The following is a 15,823-nucleotide window of genomic DNA, read 5'->3' as shown; positions in this document are numbered from 1 at the left end:
ATCTTCACAATAATTTATATAAAATGTGTTCTTATTTTTATATAGGGGTTTCTGCTAGTTTGCTTGCAGTAAGCACTTCTGTATTTGCTGAGTCTGCATCTGAGCAAATTATTGTTGGAGAGCAATCTAGTTCTTTGGTACAAGATGTCAATCAACAGAAGCCTTATAATCCTAAAGATAAGCAAGTTGCGGCATTACAAACACGTCTGATACCTTATTTAAAACCATCTGAAAATATTGCATATTATCAAGCGATAAAAGCCTTAACATGGTTAAGTTACGCTGCCCACGAAGGAAGTGAAAAGAGTCTAAGTTCTGCGAGAACTGAAGCACTTCAACAAGCAAAATATATTATTGATGCTTTAGAACAAGGACAAATTGAAAAATTTACGCTGACAACGGCTATTCTTTCTGATTCAAGTGTCATGCGCAGAGACCTTTGGGCAAATGCTGAATTATTAAAGCAAACTGAAGGTTTTTCATGTGCTCAGGCTGAGATTGCTCAAGCAGAAGTGATGTTGGTTTGGGCAGCAGCAGAGCATTGTGAACTTGGATGGAGACACTCAAGAGAACTGTTTCTATCCGCTCAAAGTTTAATTGATCAATCAAATCTCAAAGCATCGGCGTGCAAGTCTGCAACAACATTAGAATTACCTAAAATTAATTATCCATCTTTACAAGAATTGAATGGTGATGCTAAAGGTTGTCATGGAGTGAAAGGCAAGTGGCCAATTTGGTCGCCTGAACAGAAAGTTGTTACTGAACCACTGGTAGCTAAAATTCCATCCAATGCACCAAATGTCGTTCACTTTGCTTTAGATCAATCAAATTTGTCAAAAGAATCGATTGATGTGTTAAATCAAGTTGTAACGTTCTTAAAAGACAATCCAACCTACACCTTGACTCTGTATGGTTTTACTGATGCTCGTGCAAGCGAACAGTATAATTTGAAACTTTCCATGAGACGAGCGCAAAGTGTGCTTGCATATCTTCAACAACAAGGGATTCATTTAGATCGAGTTGCTGTTGAGGCAAAAGGTAAAAATCAAACAATTAACGATGAAAATCAGAAGTTTGGTCATGCATTAAGTCGTAGAGTCGAATTAGTCTATGTTGATCCAGAAGGTAAAGAGGTATCAACTTTCAAGCAACGTCAGGATCTCCAAGTAGAAAAATAATACTCTGTTGAAAACAGTGAAAGTACGTTAAAAAGAGAGCTTTAAAGCTCTTTTTTAACGTTCAGCTTTAGCTAATTCTGCATCAATATAGCTAATAATCATCGTGCTTAAGCCTTTGACCATTTCATCGAAACTAATTTGTGGATTAGGCAAAATGAGATGTCGTGCCACATTAAAAATACTACTATTGATACTGATATAGGCCGTAACACTCAAATTGCTCACTTTCAAATATTTAGGGTGGCGCATCATGTATTTCATCAGAACTTCCATCAATGCCATTTCAATTTGCCCAATATAGCGTTCATATTTAAGTTCAGTTGCATATCGTAGACAGATGAGATAACGATCATTATCACGGGTAAGTAAGTCACGGAAAGTATAGAAAATCATTTCAAATAATGGTTCTAACTCCATTTCGACTATAATAGGTGTTAGTTCTTTAACCATGTCTAGAACTTCTTTGACAAATGATTTTGCCATTGCATCGTAGATTTCTTCTTTATTTTTAAAATATTCGTATAAAGAGCCGACGCTGACGCCTGCAATATCTGCGATGTGACGTGTTGTGGTTCCACTCGTACCATTTGTTGCAACAGCGATAAAGCCTGCTTCAATAATCGTATCTACTGTTACTTTTGATCGAGTTTGACGTGGTTTTCGAGTACCCATAAATATTGTTATATAAATCCGAACATAATGTCAGATTAGCATGCTCCACATGGAAGTAAAAGATCAGCCTACATAATCCGAACAAACAAAATTACATACTTTTAAATATCAAGTTATGCAGTATAATAAAAATAATAATTTTTTTTATATCAATGAAACATATAGATGACTTAAAGTATTTTAAATAAAATAAATAATTGATATATATTGCATTATTTCAAATTTAGTCAATTTGATATTTTAATTTTAAATAAAAATATCTAACTTTTTGTGTTTATCATTACCTTATTAAATTGATTGTTTTACCCGAATTGAATCCGAACATAAGATCGGTTTACATTGTTTCTAGTAGGAAATTAGGTTCACAAAAATCTCCCGAATGTTTTTTCGTAACTCAAAGAATATGTAGCTATACAAAAAGAGATGAACCTGATTCAAAGAATGTAAAGGGCAAGTGACGCTCAAGTGAAGTAGGTAGGTGTAGCCATGATTAGCAACACATTAAAGAAAGGTTTAAGTTTATTTAAATCTAACCCGATAACTGAGCAAATTGATTTTGCAAGTAAAAAAAGTATTCCAATCCGCCATCTGGCAATTGGGTTTGAAGGCAAACAGGTTGATCTTTCGTTTTACATGAATAATCAGTTTGCGACACTTTTCTTTGCGACACTTTCAGTATTCCTGACTTATGGTGAAGATTTAGTGATTGAAACTGCACGTCACCATCGTGATTTACTCAAAGATCCTATTTTAAGACAGCGAGTAACGTCATTGATTGGTCAGGAGGCGATTCACTCAAAACTTCACAATGAGTTTAACGATGCGATTGTTGAACTGGATTATCCGGTAAAGCTCTATCGTTTTCTGGGAGAAAAATTCTTTGATCATATTTTCTTAAAGTTTCCACAACCATTGAAACTTTCATTAATGGCTGGAATTGAGCATTTTACTGCTGTGCTGGCGGAATACATGATGGCCCATGAACAGAACTTCTATTTCTCCGATGATGCCAAAACACGTGCTTTGTGGATGTGGCACATGCTGGAAGAGTCTGAGCATAAAGATGTGGCCTATGATGTGTATCAGACTTTAAATGGTAATTATGCTTTGCGTATTGCAGGTTTCTTTTTGGCATACGGGACAATTTTAGGTCTGATTCCATTCGCAACGCTGTTTGTTCCTGTACTGCGTAAACCATATGAAATGTCGACTCCTAAATTCTGGAAAGATGCGGCACGTGGCGTGAAACTGGTATTCAGTCCAAAAGATGGTGTGTTTGGTACTACACAGGGACGAATCTTTGATTATTTACGTCCAGATTTCCATCCAAATGATCATGATGCGTCTGCTTATTTTGCATATTACGAAAAGAAATTATTATCAGAAGGTGGAGCACTACATCCATTTTTTGTGAAGGAATTTACGCCAAAAGTGCAAGCTGCTTAAAACAGTTTTGAGATGGAAATAAATTTGTATTGATCAATACATTGGTTAATTATGGAATTACGATGAGACTATTTGGTAAGAAAAAAAATAAACCAAGCCAACAAGCCTTTGCTGTGGTGACAGGTGCAGGCAGTGGCATTGGGCGTAGCTTTGCCCTTGAACTGGCAAAACGTGGCGGCACAGTGGTGTGCTCAGACATCAATCTGGATGCAGCAAAAGAAACGGTGGCTTTGATTGAAGCACAAGGGGAACAGGCCTTTGCGGTGCAATGTGATGTTGCGAAAGAAGAGCAGGTTAATCAATTGGCTGAGCAAGCTGAACAATTGATGCGGAGCCCTGTTACTTTGGTGATTAATAATGCAGGTATTGGTCTTGGTGGCAAGTTTGATGAAATGTCATCAGAAGACTGGAAATGGTGTATGGATATCAACCTATGGGGGGTGATCTATGGTTGTCGTGCTTTTGTACCGAAATTCAAACAATTAGGTCATGGTGCAATCATTAATGTTGCTTCAGCAGCATCCTTTACCGCAGCACCGGAGATGACTGTTTATAACGTTTCCAAAGCGGGTGTACGTGCATTATCTGAAACGCTGTCAGCAGAACTTAAAAAGTCGAACATTAAGGTTAATGTACTTTGTCCAACGTTGGTCCCGACCAATATCATCAAAAATGGCAAAGTACCACATAAGGGTCTTTTAGATTATGCCTTGACCAATCTTGCGTTTACGACCAGTGATAAAGTCGCAAAGTTGACATTGGATCGTTTAGACAAAAATGAGCTTTATACCATCCCACAAATTGATGCCAAATTATTCTGGTTGATGAAACGTACTGCACCAAATTTATATGCAAAATTTTTGGGCACATCGTACCGATTAATGAAGTGAATCCTATCGGGTAAAAGATTTTGATGACTGAAATAAGATTAAAGATACGCTTATTTCAGAGCAATAAATGAAAGGAAATTTTAATGACAGCTCAAGCAAAAAAATTAAATTCTGCTGACAAAAAAGCATTGCCTCCGCACATTTACGATACATTTATCGTAGGTGCAGGTATTTCAGGTATTGCAACTGCAATCCGTCTTGATCAAGTGGGTTATACCAACTATAAGATTATTGAAAAAGCGACGCGTGTCGGCGGCACATGGCGTGAAAACACCTATCCAGGTTGTGGTTGTGATGTTCCATCAGCATTATATTCATACTCATTTGCGCCAAGCGCTAAATGGAGTCATTTATTTGCTCGTCAGCCTGAGATCTTAAGTTATTTAGAAGAAGTTAGCGAAAAATTCAATGTAAGTTCGAAAATTGAATTCGGTACAGAGTTGTTGGGCGCTAAATGGGACAATGAACGTAATTTATGGGTGATGGACACCAATAAAGGGCAATTCTTGTCGCGTACTGCGATTTTTGCCACAGGTCCAATTACTGAGGCACAAATTCCAAAACTGGATGGTCTGGAAACCTTTAAGGGTGAAATGTTCCATTCAGCAGAATGGAATCATGATTATGATCTAACGGGTAAACGTATTGCGGTGATTGGAACTGGCGCATCAGCCATTCAGTTTGTGCCACAAATCCAGCCAAAAGCTAAAGAACTCTATGTATTCCAACGTACTGCGCCGTGGGTCGTACCAAAGCCTGATACTGACTTGGGCGATATCAGCAAAAAATTAATTGAAAAATTTCCATTGATTCAAAAAACTTGGCGTCAAGCGGTTGCTCAATCATTGAATGCAATCAACTTTGGTTTGCGTAATCCAGCCGTATTAAAGCCTGTCGGTGAGTTAGCGAAACTGATTCTACGTTTCCAGATTGAGGATCCTGAATTACGCAAAAATGTAACGCCAAACTTTACCATTGGTTGTAAGCGTTTATTGTTCGCTAACAACTATTATCCAGCCTTACAACAACCAAATACTAAACTCATTCCACATGGATTGGTCAAGGTTGAAGACAATACTGTGGTGTCTGCCAATGGTGAACGTCATGAAGTGGATGTGATCATTTGGGGGACAGGCTTTGAAGTTTCACATCCACCTATTGGTAAGCGTGTTTCAAACGAGAAAGGTGAATGCTTGAATGATTTATGGAAAAGTAGTTCTCCAGAAGCATATTTAGGTACAAGTATTGAAAATGTACCAAACGCATTCTTGGTATTAGGTCCAAACGTACTGGTCTATGACTCATTCATTGGTTTGGCAGAAGCGCAACTGGATTATATTGTTGATGGTTTATTGAAAATCAGAGACCAAGGCATTGCCAAGTTGAACATCAAGCCTGAAGTGATCAAGCATCATAATGAGCTGGTGCAAAAACATCTTAAAACCACTGTATTTAATGCGGGTGGCTGTAAGAGTTATTATTTAGATGCAAATGGTCGTAACTTTGCAGCTTGGCCATGGTCATTGAAGCAGTTAAAACAGCGTTTAAAACGTATGGATTTGAACGATTATCAAGTAACTTATCAAACTGAAAAACAAACTAATCATTAGATAAGTGCTAAAAGGGCAGTAAATTTTATCTAAGGATAGAGTTTACTGCTTATTTTTTGCATGATAGAAATAAATTAGGAAAGAAATATGAAAGAAGGACAATCCAGCCGAACGGCTGAGGCTGCGGCGGCATTAAGAGCAAATCACTTTCAGAATGCTGAAAATCCAGTATTTTCTGATCCGTTTGCATTTGAGTTGACTAGTCAGGGCTGGAAAAAATTACTAACGACACCACTGACCGTTAAAGTAATGAACTCATCCACGTTTAACCGAAGCTTGGGATTGTTGACAGGGCAGGTGGTTGGGCGTTCACGTTATGCCGAAGATGCTTTGCAGCAAGCAATTCAACACGGTATCCAGCAATATGTCTTGGTTGGGGCTGGGCTGGATTCGTTTATTTTACGCCAAGCTCAACACTATCCTGATCTCAAAATTTTTGAAGTGGACCATCCTGATACTCAGGCAGCAAAACAAAAAAAGGTGAAAGAGTTTGGAGAAATCCCGACCAATGTTGAATTTGTGCCAATTGATTTTGAAAAAGAGTCTATTGCCAATGCTTTAGCTCGAAGTGGCTTTCAACAAAATCAACCTGCATTTTTCTCATGGTTAGGTACAACCCATTATCTTGAACCGCAAACGACACTCCATACTTTAAAAATTATTAGCAGTATTGCTGCTGCAAAAAGTGAAGTGGTGATGGATTATTCAATTGATTATCGTGAATTGGACGGGGTGGAGCGTTTTGGAAGTATGTTCGTTTCTCAATTCACACGTTTCTTAAAAGAGCCGTTAAAAGGACAATTTAGACCTAAAGCTTTACATCAAGCTGTAAATCAAATGGGCTATCAAGTGGCTGAAGATCTGTCGGGATATGGTTTAAGCGAACGATATTTTAAAAATCGGGCAGATCATATTCGTCATACCATAGCGACACATATGTTGCATTTACGTTTAAAGGTATAAGTTGGCATCACAAACTGCTTTATCATCTTTGCTAAAGCAGAGTTAGGTTATTGAAACACCACCAATTTATTCAGTTGTCGAATTGTTGGTTGGCAAACTGGCCATCGAATAGACCGTCAATTGGTGTTTGACACATTTAATTATGCGCTTGCACCTCAATATCCAACGAATATCATGGTCCATTCAGACCAAGGCAGTCAATACTGCAGTCGTGATTTTAGAGCACTATTATTAACGAATAACTGTCTTGAAAGTATGTCGCGCAGCCTTGCGCAGTATACTGCTCATGCTGGGGTAACGCAGTAACAGAAAGTTTTTTTCATACATCAAAAGGACATGTGGTACATGACAGTGTATTTTCTACAAAAAAAGAGGCAAACTCTGTCTTGTTTGAATATATTGAAGTTTACTACAATCGCGTCAGAAGGCATTCCGCAAACGGCTGGTTAATCCCAGAAGCCTTTGAACAGAAACATTTTAAGAGTTTTGAGGGCACCGACTATCCACAATACTGTGTAGGATCAAACAAAGCCCATTTCTATTTAGGCTCTTGTCTCTGAGCAGAATTCATTTCATGTCTGACGATACTTATATTTTCGTATATTACTTTACGTAATCTATTTATCGCACCTAATGGTTTATGTTCAGGTAGAGAATGCCAAGGCGTAAATGAAAGGTTTTCACAAAATTTATTCTGATCAGGCGTACTAAAAACCTGTTGAGGAATATGAATGGTTGCAACTTTATAAAAAGGAGCCTTGTCTTCTTTCCATTCATTCATCGAAGTTTCTACAAGCATTTTATTTGATGTTCTTGGTTGTATAAGAAATTCCATACATACATCTTTCTTATTTAAGGTATTTTGTAGAGCTGCCCTCAAAAAGTTAGGATCTGATTGATTAAGCATAGTATCCGCACTTAGGGAGCAAGGTCTTACTGAATACTTTACTGCTTGACGATCAGCACCTAATCCTAATTGATAGGGAACCATTGACCAATAGCGAGCTTGAACTGGATTCGATATTTTTGAATTGCTTGCTCCCAATGCGTTGAGTGTTCCTTTAAAACCTAATGCGAAAGGGATATGCAATTTTTTTAAAGTACTTTTGCTATTTGTATCTTCTATAAAAGATAAATAACGTAAAGGTTCATCTACGAAAAATACAGGGTGGTTGATCATGATAAAATCTTGAGTCAGCGCTTGTTCATCATTTTCCAAGATTTTTTTACCTTGGACACCTAACAATTTTATTGCCATACCACGCGCGTCCTTTGTACCATCTGCTCTTGTGGCATCACCAGAAGCATTAGAAAAACGAATCCATGCTGAATAGGTCTTATCAGGAACAAAAATTCCTTGGGCTAAGTTTTTGGGTATAGATTTTGATACATGAAACTCTGCACGTACGCAGCCATGCGCTTTTGGGTGCGCATCTCTCAATGCATTGCCAGAGGAGTATTGACTTCGAATTGATTGAACAATTTGCTCTGTAATTTGATTCGCTATTATTTCTTCATCAGGCTGTAATTTTTCGCCGAGCTCTCTATCAATGGTTGGATAGGGAAGTTGTTGCATATTCGTTATGGTTTTTCTTTGCTGAAGGTTGTTAGAACAACCGCTTATGTTTATCAAAATAGGAGTCATGGCAAATAACAACAAACCGTAACGTATCGATGGCATATAACTTGACATTTACTTGCTCCTTATCCCATCGCAGTTATTGTTGAGTGCGATGGATCGATACACTGTGTGGTAAAAGATGTTGTTATCGGAATTATTGCTATCCTGTATTTTAGTACATCAAAACTTGAGTAAGAATACAAGCTGTTCTTAGTTATTGATTTTATATTTAACTTTTATCGAAATGTGGGTGTTTATAGATGATGTTTATGTCTGACTTTTAAAATATGCGCATAAAATCTTCGTTCATAACTGCATAATCAAGTTGTTTTGCTACGGTTTGATGTGCTTGCCAAAAAGGGTTGTCGGTCCACCTTTGTTCTTGCTTGTATAGGAGGTAACGACGATTTTCATAAGTATTGATAATTTTATTAGGGTGTATTGACACTTTTAGCTTAAAAAATAGCGAAGTAGTAAAATCAAATCTCCAAACCCAATTTTACTATTCGCTATGCCTCGTACCATGCTGACAGATCAACACTGGCAAAAGTTGAAAGTTATTCTGCGTAATTTATCCATTCACCACAACTCAAATTTACGCAATTTTATTGAAGCTATTCTCTATAGAATTAGAACAGGCTGTCCGTGGCAAGATATTCCTTCTTGTTTTGGTCATTCCAATTCTATTTTCAAACGTTTTAATCGTTGGTCAAGCAGCGGTAAGTTACTTAGATTATTCAAATTACTAGCCTCATGCCCCGATATGGAGTGGATTTTTATTGATGGCTCTCATGTACGTGCTCATCAACATTCTGCCGGCATAGCGAATCAATCTATTTCTAAAAGTGTAGGAGGAAACTCCTCAAAAATACATTTGATTGTTGATGCACATGGCAATCCTATTGATTTCATGATTACCGATGGAACCACACATGATGTTAAAGTTGCACCTGATTTAATATCAACATTAGATTTAAAAGAGACAAAAGTAGTATGCGCAGATAAAGGCTATGATTCAGAACCACTTAGTTGAAAATATGTTTTGTAGATTAAAGCAATTTAGAGGAATAGCTACTCGATATGACAAGCTCAAAAGAGATTATCAAAGTTCTGCTATTAATGTCCTTTGGTTAAGTGTTTTTTTACAAGCTGCATAAAAGCTATTGATTGTTTATGATAAATAGATCAAGCAAAGATATTTGAATAGTATGGGTAAAGATTTTAAGTCAGAAACTTATAAGGTAGATGAAAGTACGACTGATACCATTCTATGGTTGATGCAGCATCAGGATATTTTTGATTCTTTCCATTTTGATGTACATACTCAAGAGTTGTCAGTCACACATGCAGCAGGTGTGGATATTATTCGTGTAGGAATGTTTTTAAATGCCAAATACGGCATTTTAGTGACATCAATTTAATATGATCGAAAAAAAGCCTTGTCAAATAACAAGGCTTTTTTGTTTATGCACTCATTGCATCAATTGAAAGTTCTGCAACAGTTGGTTTTGGCTTTTCTGCGCTTAAACCCAGTTTGGCAAACAAGACCTGATCTTTGCCTTCACCAGCATTTGGTGTGGTCAGAAGCTTATCACCAGAGAACAGTGAATTTGCCCCAGCCATAAATGCCAATGCCTGATCAGAGTCGCTGAGTGACTCACGGCCAGCAGATAAACGAATGTAACTGTGCGGCATAATAATGCGAGCAACAGCAATAGTACGAATCCATTCGGTCACATCTAACTTTTCAACTTCAGCAAGCGGTGTACCTTCGATCGGTACAAGCATATTGATTGGCACTGATTCAGGATGTACAGGCATAGTTGCAAGTTCTTGTAATAAACCAATACGGTCATTACGACTTTCACCTAAGCCAACGATACCACCACTACAGACTTTCATACCCGCTTGACGTACATGATCTAATGTATCTAAACGATCATCAAAGGTACGCGTACTAATAATATGTGAATAGTATTCACGAGAGGTATCAAGGTTATGGTTGTAATAATCTAAACCTGCATCTTTTAAGCGTTCAGCTTGTGACTGATTCAACATCCCCAAAGTCATACAAGTTTCTAAACCGAGTGCTTTTACTTCTCGAACCATTTCTAACACATAGGGCATATCTCGTTCGTGTGGATTGCGCCAAGCAGCGCCCATACAGAAACGTGAAGAACCAGAATCTTTTGCTGTTTGAGCTTCACGAATGACTTTATCTACTGCAATACGCTTTTCTGCTTCTAGTTTTGAGTCGTAATGTGCAGATTGCGAGCAATACTTACAATCTTCTGGGCATTTACCTGTTTTGATTGAAAGCAGTGTGCTGACTTGAATGGTATTTGGCTGAAAATGCTCACGATGAACACTTTGTGCTTTGAATACTAAGTCTAGAAAAGGTTGATCATATAAAGCTTGGATTTCATCACGAGTCCAGTCATTACGTAAAGTCATTGTTATATCCATGATGATTGATTACAAACATTGAGATTAATCATACAGAAATCGTGCCAAAGCCAAAGGGCAAAAAACATCATTTTTCTATTCAGGTACGTTTATTTGCTGCAATTGTTGTTGAATTGCCCACTCAATATGTACATTGACAATCTCATCGTGTAGAGCTTTTGCTTCTTGCAATTGGCTCACGATTTCAGCCGAGTATGGAGCATTTCCCAAGCCGATTGCAATATTCCGTTTAAAGGATTGATAGCCTGTGCGCCGAATTGGACTACCTTCTGTTTTTGCAAGAAAAGTGGCTTCATTCCACTGCCAGATCTCTAACAAGCTAATGTCATCTAAACTATGTCTTGGGTCAAAGTCTGGAATGGATGCAGTTTTAGCAAAGCCATTCCACGGGCAAATCAGCTGACAATCATCACAGCCAAAAATACGATTACCTATACCTGAACGTAATTCTTCAGAAATAATTCCTTTATATTCGATAGTTAAGTAAGCAATACATTTCCTTGCATCCAACATATAAGGTTCAACAATGGCTTGTGTTGGGCAAATGTCGATGCAAGCAGTACATGAGCCACAATGGGCTGTTGCGGGTTGATCAAAAGGGAGGTCAAGCGAAGTAAATAGTTCACCTAAAACGAAGAAAGAACCTGATTTTTTATGAATGAGTAAAGTATGTTTCCCTGTCCAACCCATACCTGCACTTTCAGCAAGCGATTTTTCAAAAATTGGTGCTGAATCAGCAAATGGACGTGATTCGAAATCGCCCACTTTTTCTTTAATACGACTGGCCAATGTTTTAAGTCGACCACGCATGATTTTATGATAATCACGCCCACGCGCGTAGCGTGCAATAATGGCTGAATTTGGTTCAAATGGTACATAACGGGGCTTAGGTGATGCCACAAGATAATTCATTCGCACACAAATAATGCTTTTAGTTCCAGGTACAAGCAATGTTGGATCAGCACGTTTTTCTAAATTCTCTTCCAAATAGTGCATATCTGCATGGTAACCCCGTTTTAAATATTCTTTAAAACGTGGCATTTGATCTTGAGCATCAGGTTTGGCAATGACACAATCAGAAAAACCCAAAGCCAAAGCCTGTGCTTTGATCCAGTCTTTAAGCTCTTGAGGATCAAGCTGTTGTAGCCTGATTTTTTGAGACAGTTTCTCGGATGATGTGGTAGAAGCCATAAACCAATAATAGGGGATAACATGCAACGTTCAGTTTACCATAGCCAAAGCATTCAAGCATGGGAGCAGCGTTGGTTTGCACAGCAAAATTCATCTTTAGGACTGATGCAACAAGCAGCTTGGACAATCTCACAGCAGTTAATTGAACCATTTAATAAAAATAAAATTCAAAAGATCGCGATTTGGTGTGGACAAGGTAATAACGCAGGTGACGGTTACTATATCGCTGCTTTTCTAAAGCAACATGGATTTCACATCACGGTTTATGCAGTTGAACTCGGTGAATCTTTAGATTTAAAACAAGCTGTACAATATGCACTGTTAAATCGAGTTGATATTCAAAGTATCGATTATTTATTGTCGGAAAATGCGAATCACCAAGAAATTCCAACTTTTGATTGTCATATTGATGCTCTGTTTGGCATAGGTCTCAATCGAATGCTAGATCAAAAATGGCAGTCGATCATCCAGTTATTTAACTCACAGATTGGTTTAAAGATTGCTATCGATATTCCGAGTGGGCTACATGCCAATACAGGTCAGGCTTTACCCTGTGCAATTCAGGCAGATCAAACCTTTACAATTTTAGGTTATAAAGCAGGTTTGTTTACAGGTCAAGGCAAGGAATATGTGGGAAACCTACATTTAGTCAGCTTGATCCCAATTGATGCAGAATTAAAACCACTTGCATATCTATCACCTGAAAAAATTGTATTACCAAAACGCCAAGCTTTTGGACATAAAGGAAGTTATGGGCATGTACTTGTCGTTGGTGGTCATGTGGATATGGGCGGAGCCGTGATTATGTCTGCTGAAGCAGCGTTTCATGCTGGAGCAGGGAAAGTCAGTGTGGTCTGTCATGCCAAACATCATCAAGCTATTCTGGCGCGTTCACCGAATATTATGGTGCGAGATATTAATGCTTTAGATCAAGAATCGATCCAACATCTATTAACTCAAATTGATGCCGTCTGTTTCGGGATGGGCTTAGGGAGGGATCAATGGGCAGAGCAGATTTATCAGCAATGGTTCGATTTACTCAACCAAAAGTCGCATTTAGAAGTGGTATTGGATGCAGATGGGCTTTGGTTTTTAGCAAAGCATCCGAAAAAATTGAATCCTCATCTCTACGCAACGCCGCACTCAGGTGAAGCAGCAACTTTATTGGGTGGTACGGCTGCGGACATTGAGCAAGATCGTATTGCAGCAATTTATCAGCTAGAGCAAAAATATGCAGGACAATGGGTGCTTAAAGGGGCAGGTAGCTTGGTCTTAGAAGCTGAATTATTTATCTGTACCCAAGGCAATGCAGGAATGGGTACAGGTGGAATGGGGGATGTGCTCGCAGGTATGATTGCCAGTTTAAAAGCACAATTTCATGAGCAAGTCGCATTGCATGAAATTGTGAGTTTGCATGCACAGGCTGGGGATTTACTTGCTGAAAATGGTATGAGAGGTTTACAAGCACACGAAATGGGCAAAATGATTTACACAGTGGTAAATCAAGAAAACTAACGCCTTCTACTACTTGAACGACTCCGTCCACGAGCCATACCACCGAGCGCATTTAACACTGCCATTTTGCTCATACTTCCCGAAGCATGGGCATGACAGATTGCAGCAGCTAACGCATCGGCTGCATCAGCCTGTGGTTGAATGCTTAGGTTCAATAAACGCATTACCATCATTTGTACTTGCTCTTTTTCAGCAGCGCCGTAACCCACCACTGACTGTTTGATTTGACGAGCAGTATATTCCGCGACTTGTAGGTCTAAATTGACTAACGCCGCAATTGCCGCACCACGGGCTTGTCCAAGTTTTAACGCAGAATCAGGGTTCTGCGCCATGAAAACTTGTTCAACGGCAGCCTCCGTAGGCCCGTGAAATTTAACAATACGTTCAACACCTGCAAAAATACGTTTTAGTCGTTCAGGCATTGCTTGCGTTTCAGTACGAATGGTTCCTGCATCGACAAAACGTAGTTTATTGCCATCTTTTTCGATAATTCCATAACCTGTTAAGCGTGAACCAGGATCAATACCAATAATTAATGACATGTCGAACTATAAAAATGAAAGATTGTTGATATTGTTACATAGCAGGCTTCTCGATACATAATATTTTTGTAGGATTTTGAATTATAAGAAAATAGTGGATTTATTAAACAGAGTCGGTTTTATTGAGTACATATTCCGAAATTCGATCTCTTTTGAACAGATCAACTAATAAGGCTTATTTTGATTTGTTTTTAATCAATTTGTATTTAATTTGAGCGTTAGGCAGTAAATTATGTGATTTTTCAAAAAAAAAATTGCATTGTGGGGGATATGGGCGTATAAAGCATCTCATTGATTAAACATGTTGATCAAGATGTTGATGCGGGATGGAGCAGTCTGGTAGCTCGTCGGGCTCATAACCCGAAGGTCGTTGGTTCAAATCCAGCTCCCGCTACCACTTTAAAGTTAATTGAATATTAGCTCTGTGATTATTGAGTTGTTGTTATCTGAAAGATTAGACGGCAATTAAGTTAGCTGAAATAACCCTAAAGAAAGCTAAAAATTATTAGATTCTAGAATTGTAGTTTACCTCTCTCCATATATCTAGCGTTATAGTAAATCCAAATCGATCACTTGAGCTCAGAAATGAGTGATTTTGTTTTGAAAATTATTAATGAATGGCGTGTAGCCAAAGCCAGCAATGGCAATGAAATTTGTGTGCAAATTATCCCGATGAAACGTCAACAAAATACGTTGGATGGTTTCAAATGGGTAGAGGTTGGAAAGAAAATCCAGCTAGCGTCGGGTCGAGAAGTCAATTTTAATCTAGATGGGAAAAGCTTCTATACCGATGTTAATCAGCTTTATCGATTAATATAGATAATTTAAGCACTTGAAGCATCTATTGGTTAAAGATAGGTTGGGTTAAATCAATATTCATAATTTGATTTAATTCATAAATGAACAAAGTTTAAAGGTTTAAAAGTATGTCTGATACAGTTACTGGTACTGTTAAGTGGTTTAACGAAACTAAAGGTTTTGGTTTCATTCAAGCTGATTCTGGTCAAGATGTTTTTGCTCACTTCAGTGAAATCCAAAGCAATGGATTCAAAGTATTAAACGAAGGCCAACGCGTTTCGTTTGTACTTGGTCAAGGTAAAAAAGGACCACAAGCAACTACAATTAAAGTTATCTAATAAGATTGCTTGAAAAAAAAGCTCACTTTATGTGGGCTTTTTGTTATATCCAAAAACTATCTTTTGATTTCTAGTTGTGCTTTGCATGAGATTCTAAGCTTTATAGAGGTTGATCTTCTGACTAAAAGCCGAATTTTGTATAAGAAAGCAATCAGTAAATTTGTATATAAGAAAATCTTAAATGGGAAAGATAAAATATTTTTTAGGATCTCTTTTCAGTAAATCTTAAGTTTTATAAGTTGTGTAACTACACTATCAAAGCTAATTTTTTGATTTAGCAAAGAACGTTATTTTACATGATTTGGTTTATTAAAGCTCAACCTCTTTCATTCAAGAGATAAAACTTTCAATACTTTCATAGATGCACTATCTCGTATGACTTAAAATTTGCTATGCTTGCAGTATCTGTCAAATAAAGATAGATTAAGTTAAGTCAGAATGAAAATTTTGATTTAATTTATAAATGAACAAATTTTAAAAGGTTTAAAAGTATGTCTGATACAGTTACTGGTACTGTTAAGTGGTTTAACGAAACTAAAGGTTTTGGTTTCATTCAAGCTGATTCTGGTCAAGATGTTTTTGCTCACTTCAGC

Annotated in this window: 15 protein-coding genes, 1 tRNA gene and 2 pseudogenes; 13 read left to right on the top strand and 5 right to left on the bottom strand. The window is 37.7% G+C overall.

What is annotated here, in order from left to right; genetic code table 11:
• Positions 1-59 precede the first annotated feature (59 nt).
• Positions 60-1,178, top strand: a complete 1,119-nt coding sequence (locus CDG56_RS07980; RefSeq protein ID WP_227519052.1) for an OmpA family protein — start codon at positions 60-62, stop codon at positions 1,176-1,178.
• A gap of 54 nt (positions 1,179-1,232) precedes the next feature.
• On the opposite strand, the gene CDG56_RS07975 is transcribed toward CDG56_RS07980, so the two are convergent.
• Positions 1,233-1,850, bottom strand: a complete 618-nt coding sequence (locus tag CDG56_RS07975; protein WP_087545191.1) for a TetR/AcrR family transcriptional regulator — start codon at positions 1,848-1,850, stop codon at positions 1,233-1,235.
• 486 nt (positions 1,851-2,336) lie between these two features.
• Here CDG56_RS07975 and CDG56_RS07970 point away from each other — a divergent pair, with 486 nt between their 5' ends.
• The 5 genes and pseudogenes from CDG56_RS07970 to CDG56_RS07950 form a co-directional block, all read left to right on the top strand.
• A complete protein-coding gene (locus CDG56_RS07970; RefSeq protein ID WP_087547524.1) occupies positions 2,337-3,296 on the top strand; it encodes a metal-dependent hydrolase in 960 nt (319 codons plus the stop codon).
• Positions 3,297-3,358: 62 nt separating this feature from the next.
• Positions 3,359-4,186 (top strand): SDR family NAD(P)-dependent oxidoreductase, encoded by an 828-nt coding sequence (locus CDG56_RS07965; protein WP_087547523.1) that lies wholly within the window; start codon positions 3,359-3,361, stop codon positions 4,184-4,186.
• An 83-nt stretch (positions 4,187-4,269) separates the two neighbouring features.
• Positions 4,270-5,796: a flavin-containing monooxygenase gene (locus CDG56_RS07960; RefSeq protein ID WP_087547522.1), complete on the top strand. Its 1,527-nt coding sequence runs from the start codon at positions 4,270-4,272 to the stop codon at positions 5,794-5,796.
• A gap of 87 nt (positions 5,797-5,883) precedes the next feature.
• Positions 5,884-6,759, top strand: coding sequence for a class I SAM-dependent methyltransferase (locus CDG56_RS07955; RefSeq protein WP_087547521.1), 876 nt, complete (start codon positions 5,884-5,886; stop codon positions 6,757-6,759).
• A gap of 63 nt (positions 6,760-6,822) precedes the next feature.
• Positions 6,823-7,278: pseudogene (locus tag CDG56_RS07950) on the top strand (DDE-type integrase/transposase/recombinase); the annotation flags it as partial.
• A 19-nt stretch (positions 7,279-7,297) separates the two neighbouring features.
• Here CDG56_RS07950 and CDG56_RS07945 read toward each other — a convergent pair.
• Positions 7,298-8,452 carry a catalase family protein gene (locus CDG56_RS07945; protein WP_087547520.1) on the bottom strand — a complete coding sequence of 385 codons (1,155 nt, stop codon included), beginning with the start codon at positions 8,450-8,452 and terminating at the stop codon, positions 7,298-7,300.
• Between the two features lie 439 nt (positions 8,453-8,891).
• On the opposite strand from CDG56_RS07945, the pseudogene CDG56_RS07940 reads away from it, so the two are divergent.
• Positions 8,892-9,537 (top strand): annotated as a pseudogene (locus CDG56_RS07940) (IS5 family transposase).
• A gap of 51 nt (positions 9,538-9,588) precedes the next feature.
• Positions 9,589-9,801: a hypothetical protein gene (locus CDG56_RS07935; RefSeq protein ID WP_087547519.1), complete on the top strand. Its 213-nt coding sequence runs from the start codon at positions 9,589-9,591 to the stop codon at positions 9,799-9,801.
• A gap of 43 nt (positions 9,802-9,844) precedes the next feature.
• On the opposite strand, the gene bioB is transcribed toward CDG56_RS07935, so the two are convergent.
• Entirely contained in the window at positions 9,845-10,834 is a 990-nt protein-coding gene (bioB, locus tag CDG56_RS07930; RefSeq protein WP_087547518.1) for a biotin synthase BioB, read from the bottom strand.
• Between the two features lie 87 nt (positions 10,835-10,921).
• Positions 10,922-12,037 carry a tRNA epoxyqueuosine(34) reductase QueG gene (gene queG / locus CDG56_RS07925; protein WP_087547517.1) on the bottom strand — a complete coding sequence of 372 codons (1,116 nt, stop codon included), beginning with the start codon at positions 12,035-12,037 and terminating at the stop codon, positions 10,922-10,924.
• A gap of 21 nt (positions 12,038-12,058) precedes the next feature.
• Here queG and CDG56_RS07920 point away from each other — a divergent pair, with 21 nt between their 5' ends.
• A complete protein-coding gene (locus CDG56_RS07920) occupies positions 12,059-13,552 on the top strand; it encodes an NAD(P)H-hydrate dehydratase (RefSeq protein ID WP_087547516.1) in 1,494 nt (497 codons plus the stop codon).
• On the opposite strand, the gene ruvC is transcribed toward CDG56_RS07920, so the two are convergent.
• Complete coding sequence (gene ruvC / locus CDG56_RS07915; RefSeq protein ID WP_005159580.1) at positions 13,549-14,094, bottom strand: crossover junction endodeoxyribonuclease RuvC; 546 nt, start codon at positions 14,092-14,094, stop codon at positions 13,549-13,551. The two genes, CDG56_RS07920 and ruvC, sit on opposite strands and share 4 nt — an antisense overlap.
• A 320-nt stretch (positions 14,095-14,414) precedes the next feature.
• On the opposite strand from ruvC, the gene CDG56_RS07910 reads away from it, so the two are divergent.
• The 4 genes from CDG56_RS07910 to CDG56_RS07895 form a co-directional block, all read left to right on the top strand.
• A tRNA-Met gene (locus CDG56_RS07910) sits at positions 14,415-14,491 on the top strand.
• Positions 14,492-14,679: 188 nt separating this feature from the next.
• Positions 14,680-14,913: a transposase gene (locus tag CDG56_RS07905; protein ID WP_087547515.1), complete on the top strand. Its 234-nt coding sequence runs from the start codon at positions 14,680-14,682 to the stop codon at positions 14,911-14,913.
• A 107-nt stretch (positions 14,914-15,020) separates the two neighbouring features.
• The gene (locus CDG56_RS07900) at positions 15,021-15,230 is read left to right on the top strand and encodes a cold-shock protein (RefSeq protein WP_004661816.1); all 210 of its coding nucleotides are present in this window, start codon (positions 15,021-15,023) and stop codon (positions 15,228-15,230) included.
• Between the two features lie 491 nt (positions 15,231-15,721).
• The coding region (locus tag CDG56_RS07895; protein ID WP_143225703.1) for a cold-shock protein at positions 15,722-15,823 on the top strand (102 nt) is incomplete at its 3' end.

The sequence above is a fragment of the Acinetobacter sp. WCHA39 genome, from assembly GCF_002165385.1.
GTDB lineage: Bacteria > Pseudomonadota > Gammaproteobacteria > Pseudomonadales > Moraxellaceae > Acinetobacter.
The sequence above is the reverse complement of the archived record's forward strand: the minus strand, read 5'-3'. Positions and strand labels throughout refer to the sequence as shown.